Source organism: Streptomyces sp. NBC_01520, from assembly GCF_045040375.1.
Classification (GTDB): domain Bacteria; phylum Actinomycetota; class Actinomycetes; order Streptomycetales; family Streptomycetaceae; genus Streptomyces.
In genome coordinates, this window is the sequence record NZ_CP109404.1 from 7,661,881 (window position 1) to 7,679,593 (window position 17,713).

The following is a 17,713-nucleotide window of genomic DNA, read 5'->3' on the forward strand; positions in this document are numbered from 1 at the left end:
ATATCCAGCGACGCTGATTTCACCGTTGTCGCGAATCGCCGATGACTGGGTTGTCAGGGAGCGCACAGGTATGTGCAGACCGTCGATGAGCTGAATGCTGAACCCGGTATTCATGCCCGGCATGGTGGAGGAGAATGCGGACGCTTTGGTGCCATGGCTGTGTTCCTCGAAGGAGTTTGGACACTGACGTTGTCAGAAAATCATCAGTACCGGATTCCCGCCCTGCGGCCGCACCGAGCCCTGCGGCTTTTCACCACGGTGGGCGCATGAAACCATGCGTGGTTGCCCGGCGGCGTGTACCCGGCCACCACACCAGCCTGTCGCCCCGGGGCGGTGACCGCAACGACAGGATCATGCCTTGGTGAGTACCTCACGCACCGCTGGGCAAGGAGTGGGTCGCGCCCCAGTTGGTCGCCGAAAGTGGCGAGGAGGGCACCTCCCACGGGAGGGCTGGCTGACGACGAGGGCTGCACACCGCTCGGGCGCGGCTTTCTGACGACGAGGGAATTGCGGGTCGCACCGGTGAAGATGATCGGCCGGCCTCGGCCAGACCGAAGCCTGCCGCCCTCGCCGCTGAACTCCTCCTCGCCCAGCCGCCCGTACTGGCAGCACCATCGTCCTGGCAAGTCGCAGCCCGCCCGCCGCACGCAGCCGCAGCGCCAGCCGGGCTCCTGCGCGGATCGGAGGGAACGGGGCGAAGAGGGCGTCGAGAATGCCAGGTCGCAGTGCCTCCCAGACCTCCCGCAGGCCCTGCCAGGCGGCTCCGTCCCCGGGGGCGAACGCCTCCAGGCTCGCGGCTGTCGCCTCCAGGCCACGGCTGAGGGCGGCGCAGCGACCGTCCGTCAAGAGATGGGCGACCACCTTGGGGGCGTGGCTCCAGCTCAGCCCCCTGCCCCAGACACACGCCGACCAAGACCGGGGGGCGGTGGCAAGGGGGTAGAAGGCGCTGAAAGGGCCAACGTTGCATCACCAGCCTTGAGGCATGGTCCGCAACCTCAAGACCGCCGATGCCGCCGGACGGCTGACCAGCCGGGTGGCGGCATGGGCACAATGCCCGCAGGTGACGCCAGATCCTGCCGGGGTCGCCGTAGTAACTCGGAGGCATGGAAAGCCGGTCAACATGGGGGTGGGGTCACATCAGCGTGTCGGAGGCGGCCGGGAGACGGGGTCCGGACCCGTGACCCCGCCGCGGTGACGACGCCTCGATCAGTGAGTCGGCCGGGTGTCGCTCACCGTGCCTCTTCCTCCTCCGCATCCGGGTCTTCTGCGTCCTCGTCGTAGTCGTCGTCGGCCTCTTCCTCAGGTTCCTCGTCCTCGTCCTCCTCGTCGGCCTCTTCCTCAGGTTCCTCGTCCTCCTCGTCGGGACCTTCGTCTTCCGGTTCGTCGTCCTCGAGCCCTTCTTCGTGGCTTCGGACGACCTCACCGTCACGGATCTCGCCGCGCCAGCCTTCGACGTCTTCGTCGTCCGTCAGCGTGGCGTACCGCTGGAAGTGCTTGAGATCCAGGCGCAGTCTGCGTCCTTGCGCACGCCAGATGTTGCCGGTCTTCTCGAAGAACCCGGACGGGGTGTACTCGACGACGGCGACGACCCGGGTCAGGTTCGAGGCCAGTTCGTGGAACGTGATGGCGCCGTGTGTCGTCCCCTTGGCGCCTTCGGATGACCAGACGATGCGGTCGTCGGGAACCTGCTCCTGCACCGTGGCTTTCCAACTGCGGTTGGAGAAGGCCACTTTCAGCTTCCAGTCGCTTTCGATTTCATCCGACTTGGACACACTGGTGACGCCCTTGGTGAAGGAGTTGAATTCCTCTATCTCGGTCCAGCGGTCATAGACCGTGCGCAGAGGTTTTCCGACGTCGATGACCTCCACGATGTTGATCACCTTGGCGCTGCCGGATTTCCCGCCCCCGCCGCCGAAGGCGCCCTTGACCGCATCCACGGCCTTGTCCTTCAACGCGCCGGCCTTCTCGCCCATGAAGGCCTTGACCGGGCTGTCGCCGCCGAGCACTCGCTTTCCGACATTCAGGAGCCCCCCGCCCCCGCCTCCGTCGGCGCCTTCCCCGAGGCCCTCCGAGAGATCCGTGAGTTTGTCGCCGACGGAGTCAAGGAGTCGCTGCCCCTGGGCCCCGACGTAGGCGGAAAACTGCTCCTTGACCTGATCCAGGCCGGACGCGCTCTTGGGGTCGTCCTGCTGCTTGGCCATGAGAGCTACCTCTTCCGGCTGTTACGGTTCGCGGCCTTCTTGGCAGCAGCCTTCTTGGCAGCAGCCTTCTTCGGCGGCGGCTTCTTGGCTGCGGCCTTTTTTGCGGGCGACTTCTTTGCCGCCGGACGTTTCGCCGGACGACGGCGAGGACGTGCTTCCTCTTCCTCCTCTTCCTCCTCTTCCTCCTCGTTGTCCTCCTCCGGCTCGTTGTCCTCCTCCGGCTCGTTGTCCTCCTCCGGCTCGTTGTCTTCCTCCGGCTCCTCCTCGATTTCCTCCTCGCCCTCCTCCAGGTCGGAGGTTGCCTCGGAATCCTCTTCCTCGTTGTCCTCTTCCTCGTTGCCCTCTTCGTCCGGTCCTGCGAGCAGGGCATCGGTGCGCTGCTGGAGCGCACCGGCGACCGCTTCGAGGCGACGGTTCGCCGTCGCCGACAGCGCCGTGCGCCCGGCATCCAGTACTTCACCTCGTGCCTGCTCCACCAGGGTTGCTACCGCAGGATTCTCGGCCAGCTTGCGGACGCCCAGGGTGACGAGCTCCCGTGGATTCATGGGCAGTTGCTGTCCCATGACGAGGGAGGCGACACCGAGGGCTAGTTTCCCCTTCTTGGTCCGTCCCAGGACGTAGCCAGCCGCCACTGCGGTGGCGAGAGCGACTTTCCTACTGTTTTCCATGAGTGCCTCGACATGCTGGTAGATGGGACTGCGTGCTCTTCAGGCGACGGGAGTGGCCTAGAGGACTCGCTCGCTCCGGCGACCACTGCTGTCCTCGTCGTCGCCTTCGTCGTCCGATCCGATCAGGTGGACGTCGAGCACGTTGATGTTGATTTCAACGACTTCCAGACCTGTCATGGTCTCCACCGCATCCGTCACACGGGTTCGGATCTCCTTCGCGGCGTCCCCGATGGGTTCGCCGTATTCCACGACGACGTCCAGGTCGATTGCGGCTTGGACCTCGCCGACCTCGACTTTGACGCCCCTTCTCGGGTCGGACGACTTCGACACCCTGTCCCGCATTGATCCCAGTGTCCGCGAGGTGCTGCCGCCCAGCGCGTAAATCCCGTCGGTCTCCCGGGCCGCGATGCCTGCGATGGCGGCGACGACGTTGTCGGCGATGGTGGTCGTGCCGCGGGGCCCCGCACCGTCGCCGCTTGAGCGGAGAGGGGTGTTGCCGCTGATGTCGGTGCTGGCCATCGGAGATCCTCCAGAAAAGAGAAGGTATGTGTCTGCGAGTGGCAAGGCGCTGTGTTCTGCGGCGAGCGCTGGCCGCCATCGCGGTGCGCACTCTCCTCCCAATGTCCTCCGGGCTCTGGCAAGCCGCCATTCGTGCGGATTCCGTGGCACCCCGTTCGGCTGCTCACCACGTGCGGCACGGCCGGAGGGTCAGCAGACTGGCGAACATGCCAGAGCAGCAAGCCGGGCGTGCCCGGACTTCTCGAACCACCCGTACCTCTGCGGGCAAGGAGCACGTGAAGGGAGCGGAGGAGGCGGCCGAACGCGCGTGTCAGAGCCTGGCGAGGCTGATCAGACACAGGACCGAAGGCGTCTCCGCCGTCTCGCGGACCGACGACGGTTGGCATGTCGACGTCGATGTGCTTGAGCTCCCGCGAATCCCTGACACCACCAGCCTGCTCGCCACGTACGAAGTGGACATCGATGAGGACGGCTCACTGCTGCAGTACCGCAGAGTGCGTCGCTATCGCCGTGGTCAGGCGGACACGTGAGCGCCGGGCACCGGAGCCAATCCCGAGAGATGGTCATCCCTTGAGTACATACAGTGAGGAGGTTGTCCGCGTTCCGCGCGCCGGCAGCCTTTACGACGTCCTGGAACTCATCCTCGACCGCGGAATGGTCATCGACATCTTCGTGCGGGTGTCGCTGGTCGGCATCGAAATCCTGAAGATCGATGCACGCATCGTAGTCGCCAGTGTCGATACCTACCTGCGGTTCGCCGAAGCATGCAATCGGCTGGATCTGGAGAACGACGCAGGCAGCAGGACGGTGCCCGAACTGTTCGGCGGCGGCATGACGAAGAGCGTCGGCAAGGCCGGGGCGAAGAAGGCTGCGCAGTCCGTGGGCGACAAGGTCAAGAAGGCCGTGGGTGTCGGCGGGGACGACGAGGACGAGCAGGAGGAGGAACGCCCCCGGAGGTCCAAGACGTCCTCCAGCTCCAGGAGCACCGCAAGCGAACGAACCCGCCGTCACAAAGAGGATCGCTGACCCATGACTGCTTCAGGCATCTACGTGTACGGCATCGTGGGCAGCTCCCACGGACTTCCTCCAGGCGCCGTGGGTGTGGGCGAGCCGCCGGCACCGGTGCGGCTGCTGCCGGTCGAGGATCTCGCCGTCGTGGTCAGCGCCGCGTATCCGGGGCTCCGGGCCCGGCGACGCGACTTGATGGCGCATCAGGGTCTGCTCATGGCGCTGGCCGAAACCGGGCCCGTGCTGCCGATGCGCTTCGGCATGGTGGCACCGGACGAGGCCACGGTGCTGGCGGGCGTTGCCGCCCGCGGGAGCGAGCACGCCGCTGTTCTGGAGCGGCTGGACTCCCGCATCGAGATGAACATCAAGATCACGCCGGTGCAGGACAACCTGGCAGCGCTGATCCGTGAGGACCCGGTTGTCCGGGGGATTCGCGACGAGACGCGCCGTCACCCTGGTTACGAAGCCAACGTTCGCCTCGGCGAGGCCGTGGCGGCAGGCTTGCGGCGGAGGGCCGCGGTGGCAGCGGCCCGGTTGCCGGCCGAATTCGCAGGGATCGCCGACGACATGTGCTCCGGGCCGGAAGTGGAAGGATGTGTCCTGAACGCGTCCTTCCTCGTGCCCCGCCGTGTGGAAGGACGTTTCCGCGGTGTCGCAGAGAGGTTCGCCGCTGTCCACACGGACCGTCTCGACCTGCGGGTCAACGGACCTCTGCCCTGCTACAGCTTCGTGGTTCCGGAACCTGTACCGGCCAGGGCCTGACATGGGGCTGCTCTCCGGTGTCCTCCTCCTTCCCCTGGCACCCGTACGCGGAGTGGTCTGGATCTCCGACCGGCTCATCGACGCGGCGGAGGCGGAACTCTACGACCCGGCGGTGATCCGCGCACAGCTTGCCGAGCTGAACCGTGCCCTGGACGACGGTGAGATCGACCTCCCGCGGTTCGAACGCGAGGAGGAGCGGTTGCTGGACATTCTCGACAGGAAGTCGCCGGTACCTGGAGTTGCACCATGACGGAACTGAACAGTTGGGGTTCGGAGCCCCGGTCGAACCCGCCCGCAACAGCCAATCTGGCCGAGATCCTGGAACGGGTTCTGGACAAAGGCATCGTCATCGCCGGTGACATCAAGATCGACCTCCTCGACATCGAACTGCTGACCATTCGTCTGCGTCTGTTCATCTCGTCCGTGGAGACAGCGAAGAAGGCAGGCATCGACTGGTGGGAGACCGACCCAGCCCTCTCCTCGCGCGCCGCACGCGACGCCCTGTCCGAGGAGAATCAGCGGCTGCGCGACCGGATCGAGGCTCTGGAGGGTGACGAGCCGCAGGAGGTCGGCGACACTCGGCACCGCGGGAGTCCCCAGCAGATCGGCAGCAGAAGGGAATGGCCTCGCCGATGACCGTGACCCCCCATCCCTCCTCCTGCTCAACCGACAGCATCGCCTCCACCATCACCTACGCCTTCGCGGTCTGTCTGGCTGACCGCTCCGGGAATCTCGCCTCTGTGCTCTCTGGGCATGCCGGAGGCGGGCCGGTGCGACTGCTGACGGTCGGCCGGCTGCGCGCGGTGGTGCAGGACGTGCCGACGGCTGACTTCTCCGAAGCGGCTCTGCGTGACCGGCTCGCGGATGCCGCCGAACTTGAATACTGTGCGCGAATCCACCATGACGTCGTCACCACTGCGGCTGCGGGTGGCCCCACAGTCCCGCTGCCGCTGGCCACGCTCTATCTCGATGACGAACGGGCCGGTGCCGCCCTCAGGGAAAACCAGGAGCGCTTCGGCAAGGTGCTGGACCAGGTCGCCGGGCGGGCAGAGTGGGCCGTCAAGGTCTACATGACGCACTCCGACACGTTGGCACGGGGCGCGGCGCCGACCTCACCCGGGATGGCGCCCGCGGAAGCCCTGCCCGGACCACAACAGGCTTCGGGCCGTGCGTATATGAAGAGCCTCCGCAGCCGACAGAAACTGCGCGAGTCGCACCGGGAAGCCGCGCTGGCAGCCGCCGATCAGGTGGACAGCACGGTACGGGGGCTGGCGGTCGGCACGGTCCGGCGCCGTCCGCACGGGCCCGAGGTCACAGGCAAGGACCGCACCCAGGTAATGAACCTCGCCTGTCTGATCGCCGAAGACCGGAGCGCGGAGCTGGCGGCCACGATCGGGCGGCTCCGTACATCCCCGGACTTCGATGGCGTCGAGATCGACGTATCGGGGCCCTGGGCCCCCTACTCGTTCACGGATGGAGGAGATCTTGCACGGCAATCGTAGCCCCGTTCCGTGGCAGGGCCCGGAAGCCATGACCCCCATCGGAGTCCCACTGGTTGACTTGCTCGACAGGGTGCTCGGTACGGGCGTCGTCATCAGCGGAGATCTCGTGATCGCCATCGCGGACGTACCACTGGTCCGGCTTTCACTGCATGCCCTGCTGGCATCCGTGAGCGAGCGCGTTCCCGCACCGTGGGCCGACAGCGGGCCCCTGTGAACGACGCCCGCGTGGACATCGATCCGCACAACGTGGGCCGTGATCTGGCCTCGCTGGTGCTGACGGTCGTGGAGCTTCTCAGGCAGCTCATGGAACGCCAGGCGGTCCGCCGCTTCGACAGCGGAGAGCTGACGGAGGAACAGGAAGAAAGCGTGGGGACCACCTTGATGCTCCTCGACGAGCGGATGACGCAACTCTGTGAGCTGCACGGTCTGCGCCGCGAGGACCTCAACCTGGACCTCGGCCCCCTCGGCACTCTTCTCTCCCACGAAACTCGGTGACTTGTCGCTCCGCGGCATCCCGCAGGGCGACCCCGGCTCGGAACTTCCAAGGGACCGAAACCTCCGTCAGCCTGAGAAGCCGTACCCCAGCCGGGCCACACTCTGCCTCAGCAGGCGTCGTCGAGGACGGCGGCGATCTGATCGAGTACGTGGTGGGGTGGGGTGCAGGGCACGCGCAGATGGTGGATGAGGGTGGCGTCGGCCGCGAAGCGTGGGCCTGCCGCGAATGAGCCCCCGTTCCGGCCAGATGGTGCCGGGGGCGACGCAGTTGACGCGTATGCCGTCCAGGGCGACTTCCTTGGACAGCCCTGCAGTCATCGCGTCCACCGCGGCTTTCGCCGCGGCGTAGTGCACGTACTGGCCGGGGCTGCCGATGTTCGCCTGCCAGGTGGAGAACTCCCGGGAGCAGGTTACGTATCCGATCAGTTCGCCTCCGTGGTCGGCTACGAGGCACCATGCTCTCGGATGTGCCGAGAACAGCACGGGCTCCAGGCGGGTGGCGAGATCAACGGGCACGGGTCCGGCGCGCTCGAAGGCGGCATGGACGGCGCACAGGTGGGCAATCGCCGGCAGGTCGGCCGCGGTGGCCGGCCGAATTACGCTGTCCGGCCGGGCGGTGTCCTTCAGCATGCGCACGAGACGCCCGAGCGCGGGGCGGTCAGGTCGTCGACAGGGCGCCGTTCGGAGCCGGTGGCGGAGTCGTAGGTGAACCCCTCGCGTACCCAGTACTCGAAGCCGCCGAGCATTTCCTTGACCGGGTAGCCGAGGCGGGCGAAGGCCAGCGCCGCGCGGGTCGCGCCGTTGCAGCCGGGGCCCCAGCAGTAGGTGACCACGGTCTGGGCGGGATCGATCAGCTGCGGTGCCAGGTCGGCAATCTGTGCGGTGGGGACGTGGAGGGCGCCGGGGATGTGGCCCTGGTCCCAGGCGGCATCGCTGCGGGTGTCGACCACCACGATCCCGGGTGCGCCAGATGCCAGATCGGCGTGGACGTCGGAGACATCCGCCTCGAAGGCGAGGCGGGCGGCGTAGTGGGCGGCACCCTCGGCCGGTGCGGCGGCGGGCACGCTCAGGGCGACGCTGGTGATCTCGGCGGAAGCGGCGGCAGACATGGGGTACCTCTTGTTCTTGCCGGTTGGGAGGAGGGCCGGTGGTCCGTGCCGGGATTCCCCGGCCGGCGACGGCTCCATCTTCTGATCCCCAGGCCCGCCCTGCGAGTGGCGTAAACGCCTTCGGCCATCAAGATTCCGCCAGTCGTGCCGGTCGTGCGGAGTGACCGTCACGCGTGCTCGGGACGCGAGTGAACGTCTTGCGGTAGGCCGTCGGCGTCGTACGCATCTGACGGGTGAAGTGGTGTCGGTACGTCCCCGTGCTGTCGAAGCCGACCGCGGCGGCAACCTCGTCCACGGTGCCCTCACCGGACTCGAGCAGCGGCAGGCTGGCAGCCACCCGCTGGGTGATGACCCAGCGCATGGGGCTCACGCCGTTGCGGCGGGCGAAGTGCCTCAAGTACGAGCGTTCCGACATGCGCGCAGCCCGGGCCAGGGCGGGCACGGACAACGGTGTGTGCAGATGGCGCAGCGCCCAGTCCATGCTCTGGGTGACGCCGTCGTCCTCGGAGCCGATCTCTCCCACCGCCGCCTCGATGAACTGGGCCTGCCCGCCCTCGCGGTGTGGCGGAACGACGAAGCGGCGCGCCACCGTGTTGGCCACGGCCGCTCCGTGATCGGCCCTGACCAGATAGAGGCACAGGTCGATACCGGCCGCACTGCCCGCGCTGGTGAGGACATCGCCGTTGTCGACGTACAGCACGTCGGGGTCGACCTCGATACCGGGATGCCGTTCGGCAAGCGCGCGGGCGTAGCGCCAGTGGGTGGCGGCGCGCCGACCCTCCAGCAGGCCGGTCGCGGCCAGCGCGAACGCCCCCGAGCAGATCGATACCAGGCGCGCCCCCCTCGCATGGGCCCGCAGCAGAGCTTCCACCAGGGCGGGCGACACCTCCGCCCCGGCCTTGGCCACCCCTGGCACGATCACCGTGTCCGCCGTGGTCAGCGCATCGAGCCCATGCCCGGCGCGCAGCGTGAATCCGCCGACCGCCCGCAGATCCCGGCCGGGTTCCTCGGCGCACACCCGCAGCTCATACCAGGGCAGGTCTCCCAGTTCGGGCCGGGACAGGCCGAAGACCTCCACCACCACGCCCAGCTCAAAAGGCGCCATTCCATCGAAGGCCAGTACAGCCACCACGTGCGTTTTCGCCATGGCTGGATCTTAATAATCATCATGATCCAGCCATAGTGGGTGTGGACGGCGAGACGGGGTGACTGGGCGCGGTGGGGCCATGGCCCAGCCAGGGCCGTTACGTACGGGTGAGGATCTGGCCGATGGCGAAGCAGAGCCGGGTGCCGCGCGTGGAATCGCGCGACTGTCCGATGTCCACGGCCCTCCACCTGCGCGGGCGGGGGATAAGCCAGACCCCACCGACTCATCCATCAGGACGAAGACCCGTCATTGCCGAACAGACCGTGCAGGAAGCCCTCCAGACAGCTGCCGAGGCCGAGCGCCGGGCACCGAACGGATCGCGCGGGCAATCGCCGACGCTGCGACGAACTCGACACGCTGCGAACGGCGTTCACTGGCTATGACCGTCTTCGGTTCAGCGGGCCCACGTCCCGGGACACCTGCGTCGACGCCATGCGCGCCCGCTTCCCGCGCCAGTGACCCGGATCGACGGGCAGCGTTCCGCGGATCGGTTGCGGTCGCTCATGCCACGCCGGCATCGGGCGTTCGTCGAGGTGGCCGTGTTCGTAGCGGGGTCCGGCCGGTCGAGAGCGACGAGGTGGGGCGCGTCTTCGTCGCCGCGTCGACCTGCGGCCTGGTCGCGGTTGATGAGTCCGGAAAGCTCCTCGTCCGTGAAGAACTGGGGAGGTCGGCGTCGACGAGAACCGCCCCGGAGAGCGTCTCCGGGTTGTCCTCGGCGCGGTAGTTCGGTCAGGCCCCGAAGTGCTCAGGCTCCCCAAGTGCTCAGTCACCGAGGTGTGGCTCCTCGGCCTCCTCGCGGTGGGCCGCGTAGTGCACGGCCACCCGCTTACCCCGCCTCGGCGGGACGGTGGGGTACGGCTGGGCCGTCCCTGCCGGAGTGCGGCCCGGGACGGCGAAGCGGAGGGGGCCCGGACTGATTGTCACTGGGGGCGCCTAGAGTCTCTCCCACTCGTCACGGTGCGTTGCCGTTGACGGGTTTCATCAGCGTGCCGCCAGGTCGGCGGCCGTCCGGAACAACGGGGAGAACAGCGCATGGGGTGGGTTTCGGCGGGCGACTACGAAGTCGCTCTGGAGGCGGGCAAGGTGGTCTGCCGCAACGGGAAGGGCCGGCGGCTGAAGTCCGTCCCGGCCAAATTGAAGGACGACCCGGCGGTCGTCGGACTCCGGCAGTTGACCGAGTGGCTGGAGCGGCACGAACACCGGTGCCTGACCGACGTCGAGCAGTGGATGGTGCGTTCGTTGCCCGTCCCCACGGCCGTGCTCGCCCGGGTCTGGCCCGATCCGGCATGGCAGGCGGCCCTGCGGGACGTGGTGGTCACCGGCGTGGACGGCGGGGTTGCCGGGTTCCTGCGCGATGTCGACCCCGACCGTGGTCTCGGCCTCGTCGACCTGGACGGCGACACGGTGCGCATCACCCCGGACGTCGTCAGCGTGCCCCACCCCGTCCTGCTCGACGACCTCGACGAGCTGCGGGAGTTCGCGGTCGAACTGGAAGTGCGCCAGAACGTGGAGCAGTTGTTCCGCGAGGTGTGGCGGCGCCCGCCGGGCCTCGCCCCGGACACCACCTCCGTGGACACCTACGCAGGCGGCGTGTTCAAGGAACTGCGTTTCCTGCACGGCCGCGTCACCCAACTCGGGTACCGGTCGCGCGGCGGATACGCGGTCTGCCCGGTCGTCGAGGACGGCGCCACCGCCGAGGCGCGCATCTGGATCGGCGAGCACGACGGATACGACGAGTACGGCACCGAGACGGGCCCGCTGGGCTGGACCGACCCTGCGGGGCGCACGCTGACGGCCGCCGAGGTCGGCCCCGTCGCGTGGTCCGAGGGCATGCGCATGGCGGCGGCGCTCTACGCCGGCCGCGACGTGGCGGACGAGGAGCAGGCGGCATGAGCACCACGACGACGAACACCAACGCGAACACGACGGCGCAGGGCGCGGCGTCCCTCCCCGCCCAGGCCCGGGGTGAGAGCAACTCCACCTCCGCCGCCGAGGCTCGCGCGGCGGCCCTGCTGGACGCGGGCACGATCCTCCCGGCGGGCACCACCGACCGGGACGACGCCGACGCGCTGACCGCCCGCACCTACACGCACACCGCCCTCGGCGACCGCCCCGTGGTCCGGCTCGTGCCCGGCACCCTCGGCGAAGCCGAGGACCTGGCCCTGGAGTTCCTCGGGCTGGCCCGGACCGCCGAAGCCCCCGTCGTGGGCCAGGTGCGCCGCGAGACGCTGGGCTTCCCGGCCTGGGCGCTGGTCAACGACCCGGCCAACGGGCACCACGCCCTGGCCCTGGTCAAGGACATCGAGCGGCTGGGCCGGCAGGCCAGGACCCGCGCCGGAGCGGCCAAGGAGGGCTTCGACGCACTCGGCACGCGGCTCGGCCGGGCCGTGCCCCACTTCCTCCCCACCTACTACGAGCAGGTGGCACGCCTTTTCCTCCAGGCCGAGAACACCACCTACGCCGCCTCCTTCTTCGGCAAGGCACGCGAGGCCGAGCGGGTGCACGGGCTGGTCGTGGACGAGGACCGGCAGCGGGCCGTCTTCCTGGAGTTCGCCTTCGCCGGCGCCCTGACCGTCAAGGCGCTGCGGCAGTACGTGCGGGACCTGGTGGCCCGGCTCGCACCGGCGGACGCGTGGGCGCAGTTCCGCCGTCTGCTCGTCGAGCGCTGCGCGGCCGGCATGCCGCCGTACGCGGCGCTGCCGCAGGACGTGCGTGCGCTGGTCAAGGCCGCCGGGCTGGACCGCGAGGCCGCCGAACGCGAGCTGGTGGCCGATCTGATCGGCTCCCCGGGAGTCGTCCGCGCCCCAGCCTCGTTCTGGACGGCCTACCGCTCCGCGCTCATCGCCCTCGCCCGACGGGATACGGCCGTGCGGGCCCGGCTCCTCGGCTTCTTCCCGGAGACCTTCAGCGAGAGCGGCCGGGACACGGACGGCGAACCCGGCTGGCTCGCGTTGCTTGCCGAGTCCGGCGCCGAGGACCTGCTGACCGCCATCCCGGACAGCTCCGGCCACGCTCCCTCCGGCTCCGCCGCCCCCTCGGACCCGTCCGTCTCCCCGGCGGACTGGCTCGCCCGCTGGGAGGCGTACCGCCGGCGCAACGGGGTCACCCCGGGCCGCAGCCCGCAGACCCTCGACCTGGCCGACCGGATGGCGGACCGGCTGCGCGTGGACGGGCGCCCGGTCGAGCTGTTCCAGGGCCGCTGGCAGCGCACGGCCGACCTCGACCTTCTCGACCTCTGCCTGGCCTCCGGTGTCCCCGTCGCCGAGCCGGACGATCAGGACACGGGTACCGCGCGGTCCTCCGGTGTCCCGCTCGGCCCGTGGCTCACCGACACCGCCCCCGGCGCGCGGGATCTCACCGCCGCCGCCGAACGGCCGGTCTTCCGCGCCCTTCTGTGCCGGAGCGTCGGCGCACTCGGCGACGGACACGGTCAGCGGCTGAGCGACGCCGGCTTGGCGATGCTGGCGGCGCACCCGGTGCTCTCCGGGATCCTGCGGGAATGGCTGACCGTCTGCGCCGAGCAGTACACGGCCGCGCGAGGGCTCCCCGGGCTCCAGACCGCTCTCAACAGGCTCTCGGCGTTCCGCACCGTGGTCGCGGACGTCGCCCCGGAGGCCGTACGACTCCTTGAGGCCCACGATGTCGTGCCGCTGCTCGCTTCCACCCTGCGTACCGGCGTCCTCGACGAACTGGGCTGGGCCGCGCTCGACGAGACCTACGCCGAACTGGCCGCAGAGGCCGCCGCCGTGGGTCAGCGCCGCCACCGGTCGGAGAACGTCGGTGTCACCGGCGCCTGGCCCGCACTGATCCTGAACACGCTCGAACGGGCCGTTGTCGTCGGCCCCGAAGGCGTGCTGCTGCGGCACACCCTGCGGGTGCCCGCCACCGTCGACCACTGGCGGACGCTCGCCCTCCGTTACGTCGACGGAGAGTTGCTGGTCATCTGGTGGGAGGACGGCAAGCAGCGCGGCTACTGGTCGCACCGCCCCGCCGAGGTGTTCACCGTCGGCGGCGAGCAGATCCCCCGCTGGGGCGGCTCCGGCCCCTCGGACGAGGTCTGCCTGCCGCTGCCCGGCGGCGGCCGCGCCACCGGCGGCAAGGCCCTGCACGCGGGCGACACCTCCCTCCCGCCTCAGCGCGCCGTGATCTCCGACGGCACCGGTCACTGGCGGGAGGGCCACCAGAGCACGCAGCGGGTGTGGCTGGAGTACGACCCGGCCGCCGGCACGCACGGCCGCGCGTCCCTCCCCGCCTTCCTCCGCTCCGGAGTGCGGGACGGCACCCGACTGCTCGCCGAGCACTGCCAGGTGCTGCCTCTCCAGCCCGGTCTGGAGACCACCCCGTTCGGTACGGACGGCACGGTCCTCGGCCGCTGGGTCCGCCGCACGGTCGACGAGCCCGGCACGGCCGCCCCCGCCGACGGGCACCGGATCGTCGCCGGTACCCCCGACGGCCACACGGTCACCCTGCCGCACCCGCTGCCCGGCGGCGGCTCCCTGGTCCCGCTCGGCGCCCTCGCCCTCCCCGGCGGGTCACGGCCGGTCGTCGCCCTGCGCCACCGCTCCGTCGAAGCACACCCGGCGGACACGGACGGCACCGGTGGCGAGTTGTGGTCCGTCACCACCGACTCCTCCCGTGGGAACGACGCGGAGGGCACCCCCTACCTGCCTCCCGTCGCCTACTGGCACGCCCTGCGCCCGAGGGACGAGCGGGGCTCCGACGCCCTGCGGAACCTGACGGACTCCCGGGCGGAGGAGCTCTTCAAGGAGGTCGCCACCGCGATCGCCCGGCACCTGGAGGCGTTCCGGGCCGTCGAGGAGTACACCGGGCCCTCGTCGCGGGAGCTGAGCCAGGAGGCCGCAGCCCGGGTGCTGCCCGAGGTGTCCGACGCACGGCTCCTCGCGGGCGTCACCGCGCTCGTGCGGAACGCGGTGGACCGGGCCGTGGCAGCCACCCGGTACCTGGAACCGCCCGAGCCCGTGCAGTCGGCCACCCCCCGGAAAACCGCGCGCACCCAGGGCATGTTCTTCGATCACGAGCCCGAGCACGGCGACGACATGACCCTGCAGATCGCCTCCGCTCTGAACTCCGAGCAGATGCGCGGCGGCTGGTGGGGAGGCGGGAGACGGTGGACCGTGATCAGGCAGCTCCTCGCCGTCAACCATGTCTTCGGCGGCGAGCCGGCGTTCGGCCCACCCATACCGTCCAAGGCCCCGTTCCCCTCCGTAGACGGCTGGCAGCGCGACGAGTACACCGTGCCCTGCGACTCCCGGACCTGGGCCCCCCTCCTCGACCACCTGCCCGAACTGGCCTACCGGGCTGCCTCGGCGACCACCTCGCCCGAGCACCGAACCGGTCTGCTCGTGTTCCTGGAAACCCTCGCCGCAGGCCCGCTGGCCGACCCCGCGGGCACGGTCCGGCAGGTGGACCTCGTCGAGCCGATCCCTGGAGGTACGACAGGGGCGGGACGCCCCGAGGTCGTGCACCGCCTCGGCCAGGTGCTGCGCAGGGGCGCCCGCACCGTCGTGATCCTCGCCAACCGCGGCCGGAACGACCGGAACGACGCGGAATGCTGGCTCGCTCTGGACCACGACCCGACCGGCGCCTTCGGCCCCGTCCCCGGCTTCACCCTGGAGCACGAGCACGTCTACCGGCAGGGCATCGCCCGTGACCGGCTCACCCGGCTCACCGCCCTGGTACGGGAAAAGGGCCCGGCACCCTGGCGTCCGGAGGCCACCGAGGCGTTCCACACGGCCACCGGAATCGGTCCCCTCCAGTCCGTCGCCCTGCTGTCGGCCGCCGTCGAGGACTCCGGCGCCGAGACGCTCGCGCTCCTCGGGGTGAAGACACGTGCCTTCGAGGCGGCCCAGGCCGGGCTGGACACCCTGCCCCGCGACGACCTGCAAGCCCTGCTCCGGGCACTGCTGCCTGCGGACCCGGCCGAGCTGTGGTCCACGGGCCCCGACATCGGGGCAGCCGCAGAGGTCTGGCAGAAGCGCCTGGCCTCCCTCGTCCGCGTCCCCGAGGAACTGGATCTCGACCTGTCAGGCACCAGTGCGGGGGCCGTCGACCTGATCCTCAACGCGGGCTCCCGGACCTGGCTCGCCCACGGCACCGATGTGCCGGACGGCACCGGCCGCCCGAGTCTGCGCCGTGTCAGCGCACGCGGCGCGGTCTCCTCGGCCGTGACCACCCTGCACACCCTCGCCTACACGCTGCCGTACGGGCACCCCCTGCGGGCGCACCTGCCCGTCGGGCTCGCGGCCCTGCGTGGCCGCCTCGCCGATCCGGACCTGGTGCTGGACCTCGGTCTGGACTGGACCGAGTCGGGTGGCTCGATCGGCCCCGCGGTCCGCGCCGCCCACGGGCTCCCCGAGTCCGGCGGCGCCGACGCCGACGGTCTGGTCCGGGCCGGCACGGCGCTGCTCCTCGCCCCCGGCTACGCCAACAACGAGAAGCTGCTGATTCGCCCGGCCGGCCTGGCGGGCCCCGACGACCCGGCGTTCGGCCTCGTCGAAGGCACCGTCGGGCCTTACGGCACCGGCGATCTGCTCGCCCTGCGCGCCCTTCTGGACAAGGAGATCGACGCGTTGGCCTCGGCGGGCGCCCCCCACGGCCTCCCGTACCACCCGGCCCAGGACCCGACGCGTGCGGTGCCGGACCTGGTCGCCGAGGCCGCCGACGTCCTCGGCCTCAGCGCGGACGCCGCCGCGCTCTACCTGATGCTGCTCGCCCTGCCCGACCCGACGGACCGCAACTGCGTCCGCTGGACCGAGTGGAAGCCGGCACGGGTCAAGAAGGCCCGGGCGGAACTCGCCGCCACCGACCTCGTCGTGGAGGCGAAGCGCTCCCGCGCGGGCCGCACCCTGTTCCTCCCCTGCGGCTGGCTCGAACGCGGCGCCCCCGGGCTGCCGCTGGAGACCTGGAAGGAACGCCTGTACCCCGTGGCCGGGTCCACCCGGACCATGCCCCACCTCCCCGTGCCCGACCTGTTCGCAGCCGCCTGGGCACGGGTCCGCGAAGGCGACGCACCCGCCTTCGAAGAACTGGACACCCGCGCACCCCGGAAGGGCCGCCGCCGATGACGAACGACACCACCACCATGGACAGCACCACCACCGGCGGCGTCCCTGACCAGGCGACGGCACCCGGCCCGGCGCACCGCCAGATCACGCCGCCCGAGGACCGGTACGCCACCGAGCTGGCCTTCCTCGCCGCCCACGACTCCGGGCCCCGCCCGCCCGGCTGGCTGCTCACCCCGCGCGCCGTCGTCACCTTCGTGATGGGCAGCGCGGGCGAGGCACTGGCCCTGCCGAAGGGGGCCCGTCCCGGAGCCGGGGTGCCGCCCCGCCTGGTGATCGAGCAGAAGTTCGTCGGCGAACGTGCCCTGGTCGAACGCTGCGTGGTCACCCTGGCCGGAGAGCGCGGACTCCTCCTCGTGGGCGAACCGGGCACCGCCAAGTCCATGCTCTCCGAGCTGCTCTCGGCGGCCGTCTGCGGGACAAGCGCGCTCACCGTGCAGGGCACCGCGGGCACCACCGAGGACCAGCTCAAGTACGGCTGGAACTACGCGCTGCTGCTCGCCCAGGGCCCCACCGAGCAGGCGCTGGTGCCCTCCCCGGTACTCGCCGCCATGACCCGGGGTGCCGTCGCCCGCGTCGAGGAGGTCACCCGCTGCCTGCCGGAGGTCCAGGACGCCCTGGTGTCCCTGCTCTCCGAGCGGCGCATCGCGGTCCCCGAACTCGCGGGCGGCGAGGGCGCCCAGATGCACGCGGCCCCGGGATTCACCCTCATCGCCACCGCCAACCTGCGGGACAAGGGCGTCTCGGAGATGTCCGCCGCGCTGAAGCGGCGCTTCAACTTCGAGACCGTGGGACCCATCGGGGACGTGGACGCCGAGACCGCGCTCGTCCGGCGCCAGTCGCGGGCCGCCGTCGAACGCGTGGGCGCCGCCTACCAGGTGGACGACGCGGTCCTCGAAGCCCTTGTCACCACCTTCCGGGACCTGCGCGAGGGTCGCTCGGTGGAGGGCTGGGAGGTCGAGCGCCCCTCCACGGTGATGAGCACGGCGGAGGCGGTCTCCGTCGCGGGCTCCATGGGCCTGGCCGCCGCCTACTTCCCCGGCGACCGGGACGTGCTCTCCCTCCTGCCCGGCCATCTGCTCGGCGTCGTCCGGAAGGACGACCCCGCCGACGCGGCACGGCTGCTGGGGTACTGGGACGGGCCGGTGCGCAGGCGTGCGGAGCAGGGATCGGCCACCTGGCGTGCCCTGTGGGACCTGCGCGCGGTACTGGAGAGCTGA

18 protein-coding genes and 1 pseudogene are annotated in these 17,713 nt (G+C 70.3%); 12 read left to right on the forward strand and 7 right to left on the reverse strand.

Going from position 1 to position 17,713, the window contains the following annotated elements:
* Positions 1 to 72 precede the first annotated feature (72 nt).
* Positions 73 to 270: a hypothetical protein gene (locus OG524_RS34385; protein ID WP_405386352.1), complete on the forward strand. Its 198-nt coding sequence runs from the start codon at positions 73 to 75 to the stop codon at positions 268 to 270.
* A gap of 284 nt (positions 271 to 554) precedes the next feature.
* Here the strand turns inward: OG524_RS34385 and OG524_RS34390 are convergent.
* From OG524_RS34390 to OG524_RS34405, 4 genes and pseudogenes are all read right to left on the reverse strand, one after another.
* Positions 555 to 951, reverse strand: a pseudogene (locus tag OG524_RS34390) (NAD(P)/FAD-dependent oxidoreductase); the annotation flags it as partial.
* A 278-nt stretch (positions 952 to 1,229) separates the two neighbouring features.
* The gene (locus OG524_RS34395; RefSeq protein WP_405812317.1) at positions 1,230 to 2,201 is read right to left on the reverse strand and encodes an SRPBCC family protein; all 972 of its coding nucleotides are present in this window, start codon (positions 2,199 to 2,201) and stop codon (positions 1,230 to 1,232) included.
* A 5-nt stretch (positions 2,202 to 2,206) separates the two neighbouring features.
* A complete protein-coding gene (locus tag OG524_RS34400; RefSeq protein WP_405812318.1) occupies positions 2,207 to 2,869 on the reverse strand; it encodes a histone protein in 663 nt (220 codons plus the stop codon).
* 57 nt (positions 2,870 to 2,926) lie between these two features.
* The gene (locus OG524_RS34405) at positions 2,927 to 3,388 is read right to left on the reverse strand and encodes an Asp23/Gls24 family envelope stress response protein (RefSeq protein WP_405386347.1); all 462 of its coding nucleotides are present in this window, start codon (positions 3,386 to 3,388) and stop codon (positions 2,927 to 2,929) included.
* A gap of 206 nt (positions 3,389 to 3,594) precedes the next feature.
* Between OG524_RS34405 and OG524_RS34410 the strand changes: the two genes are divergently transcribed.
* From OG524_RS34410 to OG524_RS34445, 8 genes are read left to right on the forward strand one after another with little or no spacing between them, the layout of a single operon-like run.
* Positions 3,595 to 3,918 (forward strand): gas vesicle protein, encoded by a 324-nt coding sequence (locus OG524_RS34410; RefSeq protein ID WP_405386345.1) that lies wholly within the window; start codon positions 3,595 to 3,597, stop codon positions 3,916 to 3,918.
* Positions 3,919 to 3,958: 40 nt separating this feature from the next.
* Entirely contained in the window at positions 3,959 to 4,414 is a 456-nt protein-coding gene (gvpJ, locus tag OG524_RS34415; RefSeq protein WP_405386344.1) for a gas vesicle protein GvpJ, read from the forward strand.
* A gap of 3 nt (positions 4,415 to 4,417) precedes the next feature.
* Positions 4,418 to 5,158, forward strand: a complete 741-nt coding sequence (locus OG524_RS34420) for a GvpL/GvpF family gas vesicle protein (RefSeq protein ID WP_405812319.1) — start codon at positions 4,418 to 4,420, stop codon at positions 5,156 to 5,158.
* 1 nt (position 5,159) lies between these two features.
* A complete protein-coding gene (locus OG524_RS34425) occupies positions 5,160 to 5,408 on the forward strand; it encodes a gas vesicle protein GvpG (protein WP_405386340.1) in 249 nt (82 codons plus the stop codon).
* Entirely contained in the window at positions 5,405 to 5,794 is a 390-nt protein-coding gene (locus OG524_RS34430; protein WP_405386338.1) for a gas vesicle protein, read from the forward strand. The genes OG524_RS34425 and OG524_RS34430 overlap by 4 nt, the downstream gene beginning before the upstream one ends.
* The gene (locus OG524_RS34435) at positions 5,791 to 6,660 is read left to right on the forward strand and encodes a GvpL/GvpF family gas vesicle protein (protein ID WP_405386336.1); all 870 of its coding nucleotides are present in this window, start codon (positions 5,791 to 5,793) and stop codon (positions 6,658 to 6,660) included. Before OG524_RS34430 ends, OG524_RS34435 begins: the two co-directional genes overlap by 4 nt.
* A complete protein-coding gene (locus OG524_RS34440) occupies positions 6,632 to 6,874 on the forward strand; it encodes a gas vesicle protein (RefSeq protein ID WP_405386334.1) in 243 nt (80 codons plus the stop codon). Before OG524_RS34435 ends, OG524_RS34440 begins: the two co-directional genes overlap by 29 nt.
* Positions 6,871 to 7,155: a gas vesicle protein K gene (locus OG524_RS34445; RefSeq protein WP_384493121.1), complete on the forward strand. Its 285-nt coding sequence runs from the start codon at positions 6,871 to 6,873 to the stop codon at positions 7,153 to 7,155. The genes OG524_RS34440 and OG524_RS34445 overlap by 4 nt, the downstream gene beginning before the upstream one ends.
* Before the next feature lie 66 nt (positions 7,156 to 7,221).
* Here OG524_RS34445 and OG524_RS34450 read toward each other — a convergent pair whose 3' ends face one another.
* The 3 genes from OG524_RS34450 to OG524_RS34460 form a co-directional block, all read right to left on the reverse strand.
* Entirely contained in the window at positions 7,222 to 7,785 is a 564-nt protein-coding gene (locus OG524_RS34450) for an SDR family oxidoreductase (protein WP_405386332.1), read from the reverse strand.
* Complete coding sequence (locus OG524_RS34455; protein WP_405386330.1) at positions 7,779 to 8,264, reverse strand: rhodanese-like domain-containing protein; 486 nt, start codon at positions 8,262 to 8,264, stop codon at positions 7,779 to 7,781. The genes OG524_RS34450 and OG524_RS34455 overlap by 7 nt, the downstream gene beginning before the upstream one ends.
* Positions 8,265 to 8,391: 127 nt before the next feature.
* Positions 8,392 to 9,411: a helix-turn-helix domain-containing protein gene (locus tag OG524_RS34460; RefSeq protein WP_405386328.1), complete on the reverse strand. Its 1,020-nt coding sequence runs from the start codon at positions 9,409 to 9,411 to the stop codon at positions 8,392 to 8,394.
* A 1,032-nt stretch (positions 9,412 to 10,443) separates the two neighbouring features.
* Here OG524_RS34460 and OG524_RS34465 point away from each other — a divergent pair.
* Genes OG524_RS34465 through OG524_RS34475 form a run of 3 tightly spaced genes read left to right on the forward strand, consistent with a single transcriptional unit; the run spans position 10,444 to position 17,713 of the window.
* On the forward strand, positions 10,444 to 11,304 hold the full coding sequence (locus OG524_RS34465) for a DUF4132 domain-containing protein (protein WP_405386326.1): 861 nt from the start codon (positions 10,444 to 10,446) through the stop codon (positions 11,302 to 11,304).
* Positions 11,301 to 16,496: a hypothetical protein gene (locus OG524_RS34470; protein ID WP_405812320.1), complete on the forward strand. Its 5,196-nt coding sequence runs from the start codon at positions 11,301 to 11,303 to the stop codon at positions 16,494 to 16,496. Before OG524_RS34465 ends, OG524_RS34470 begins: the two co-directional genes overlap by 4 nt.
* Positions 16,493 to 17,713 carry an AAA family ATPase gene (locus OG524_RS34475; RefSeq protein ID WP_405386322.1) on the forward strand — a complete coding sequence of 407 codons (1,221 nt, stop codon included), beginning with the start codon at positions 16,493 to 16,495 and terminating at the stop codon, positions 17,711 to 17,713. Before OG524_RS34470 ends, OG524_RS34475 begins: the two co-directional genes overlap by 4 nt.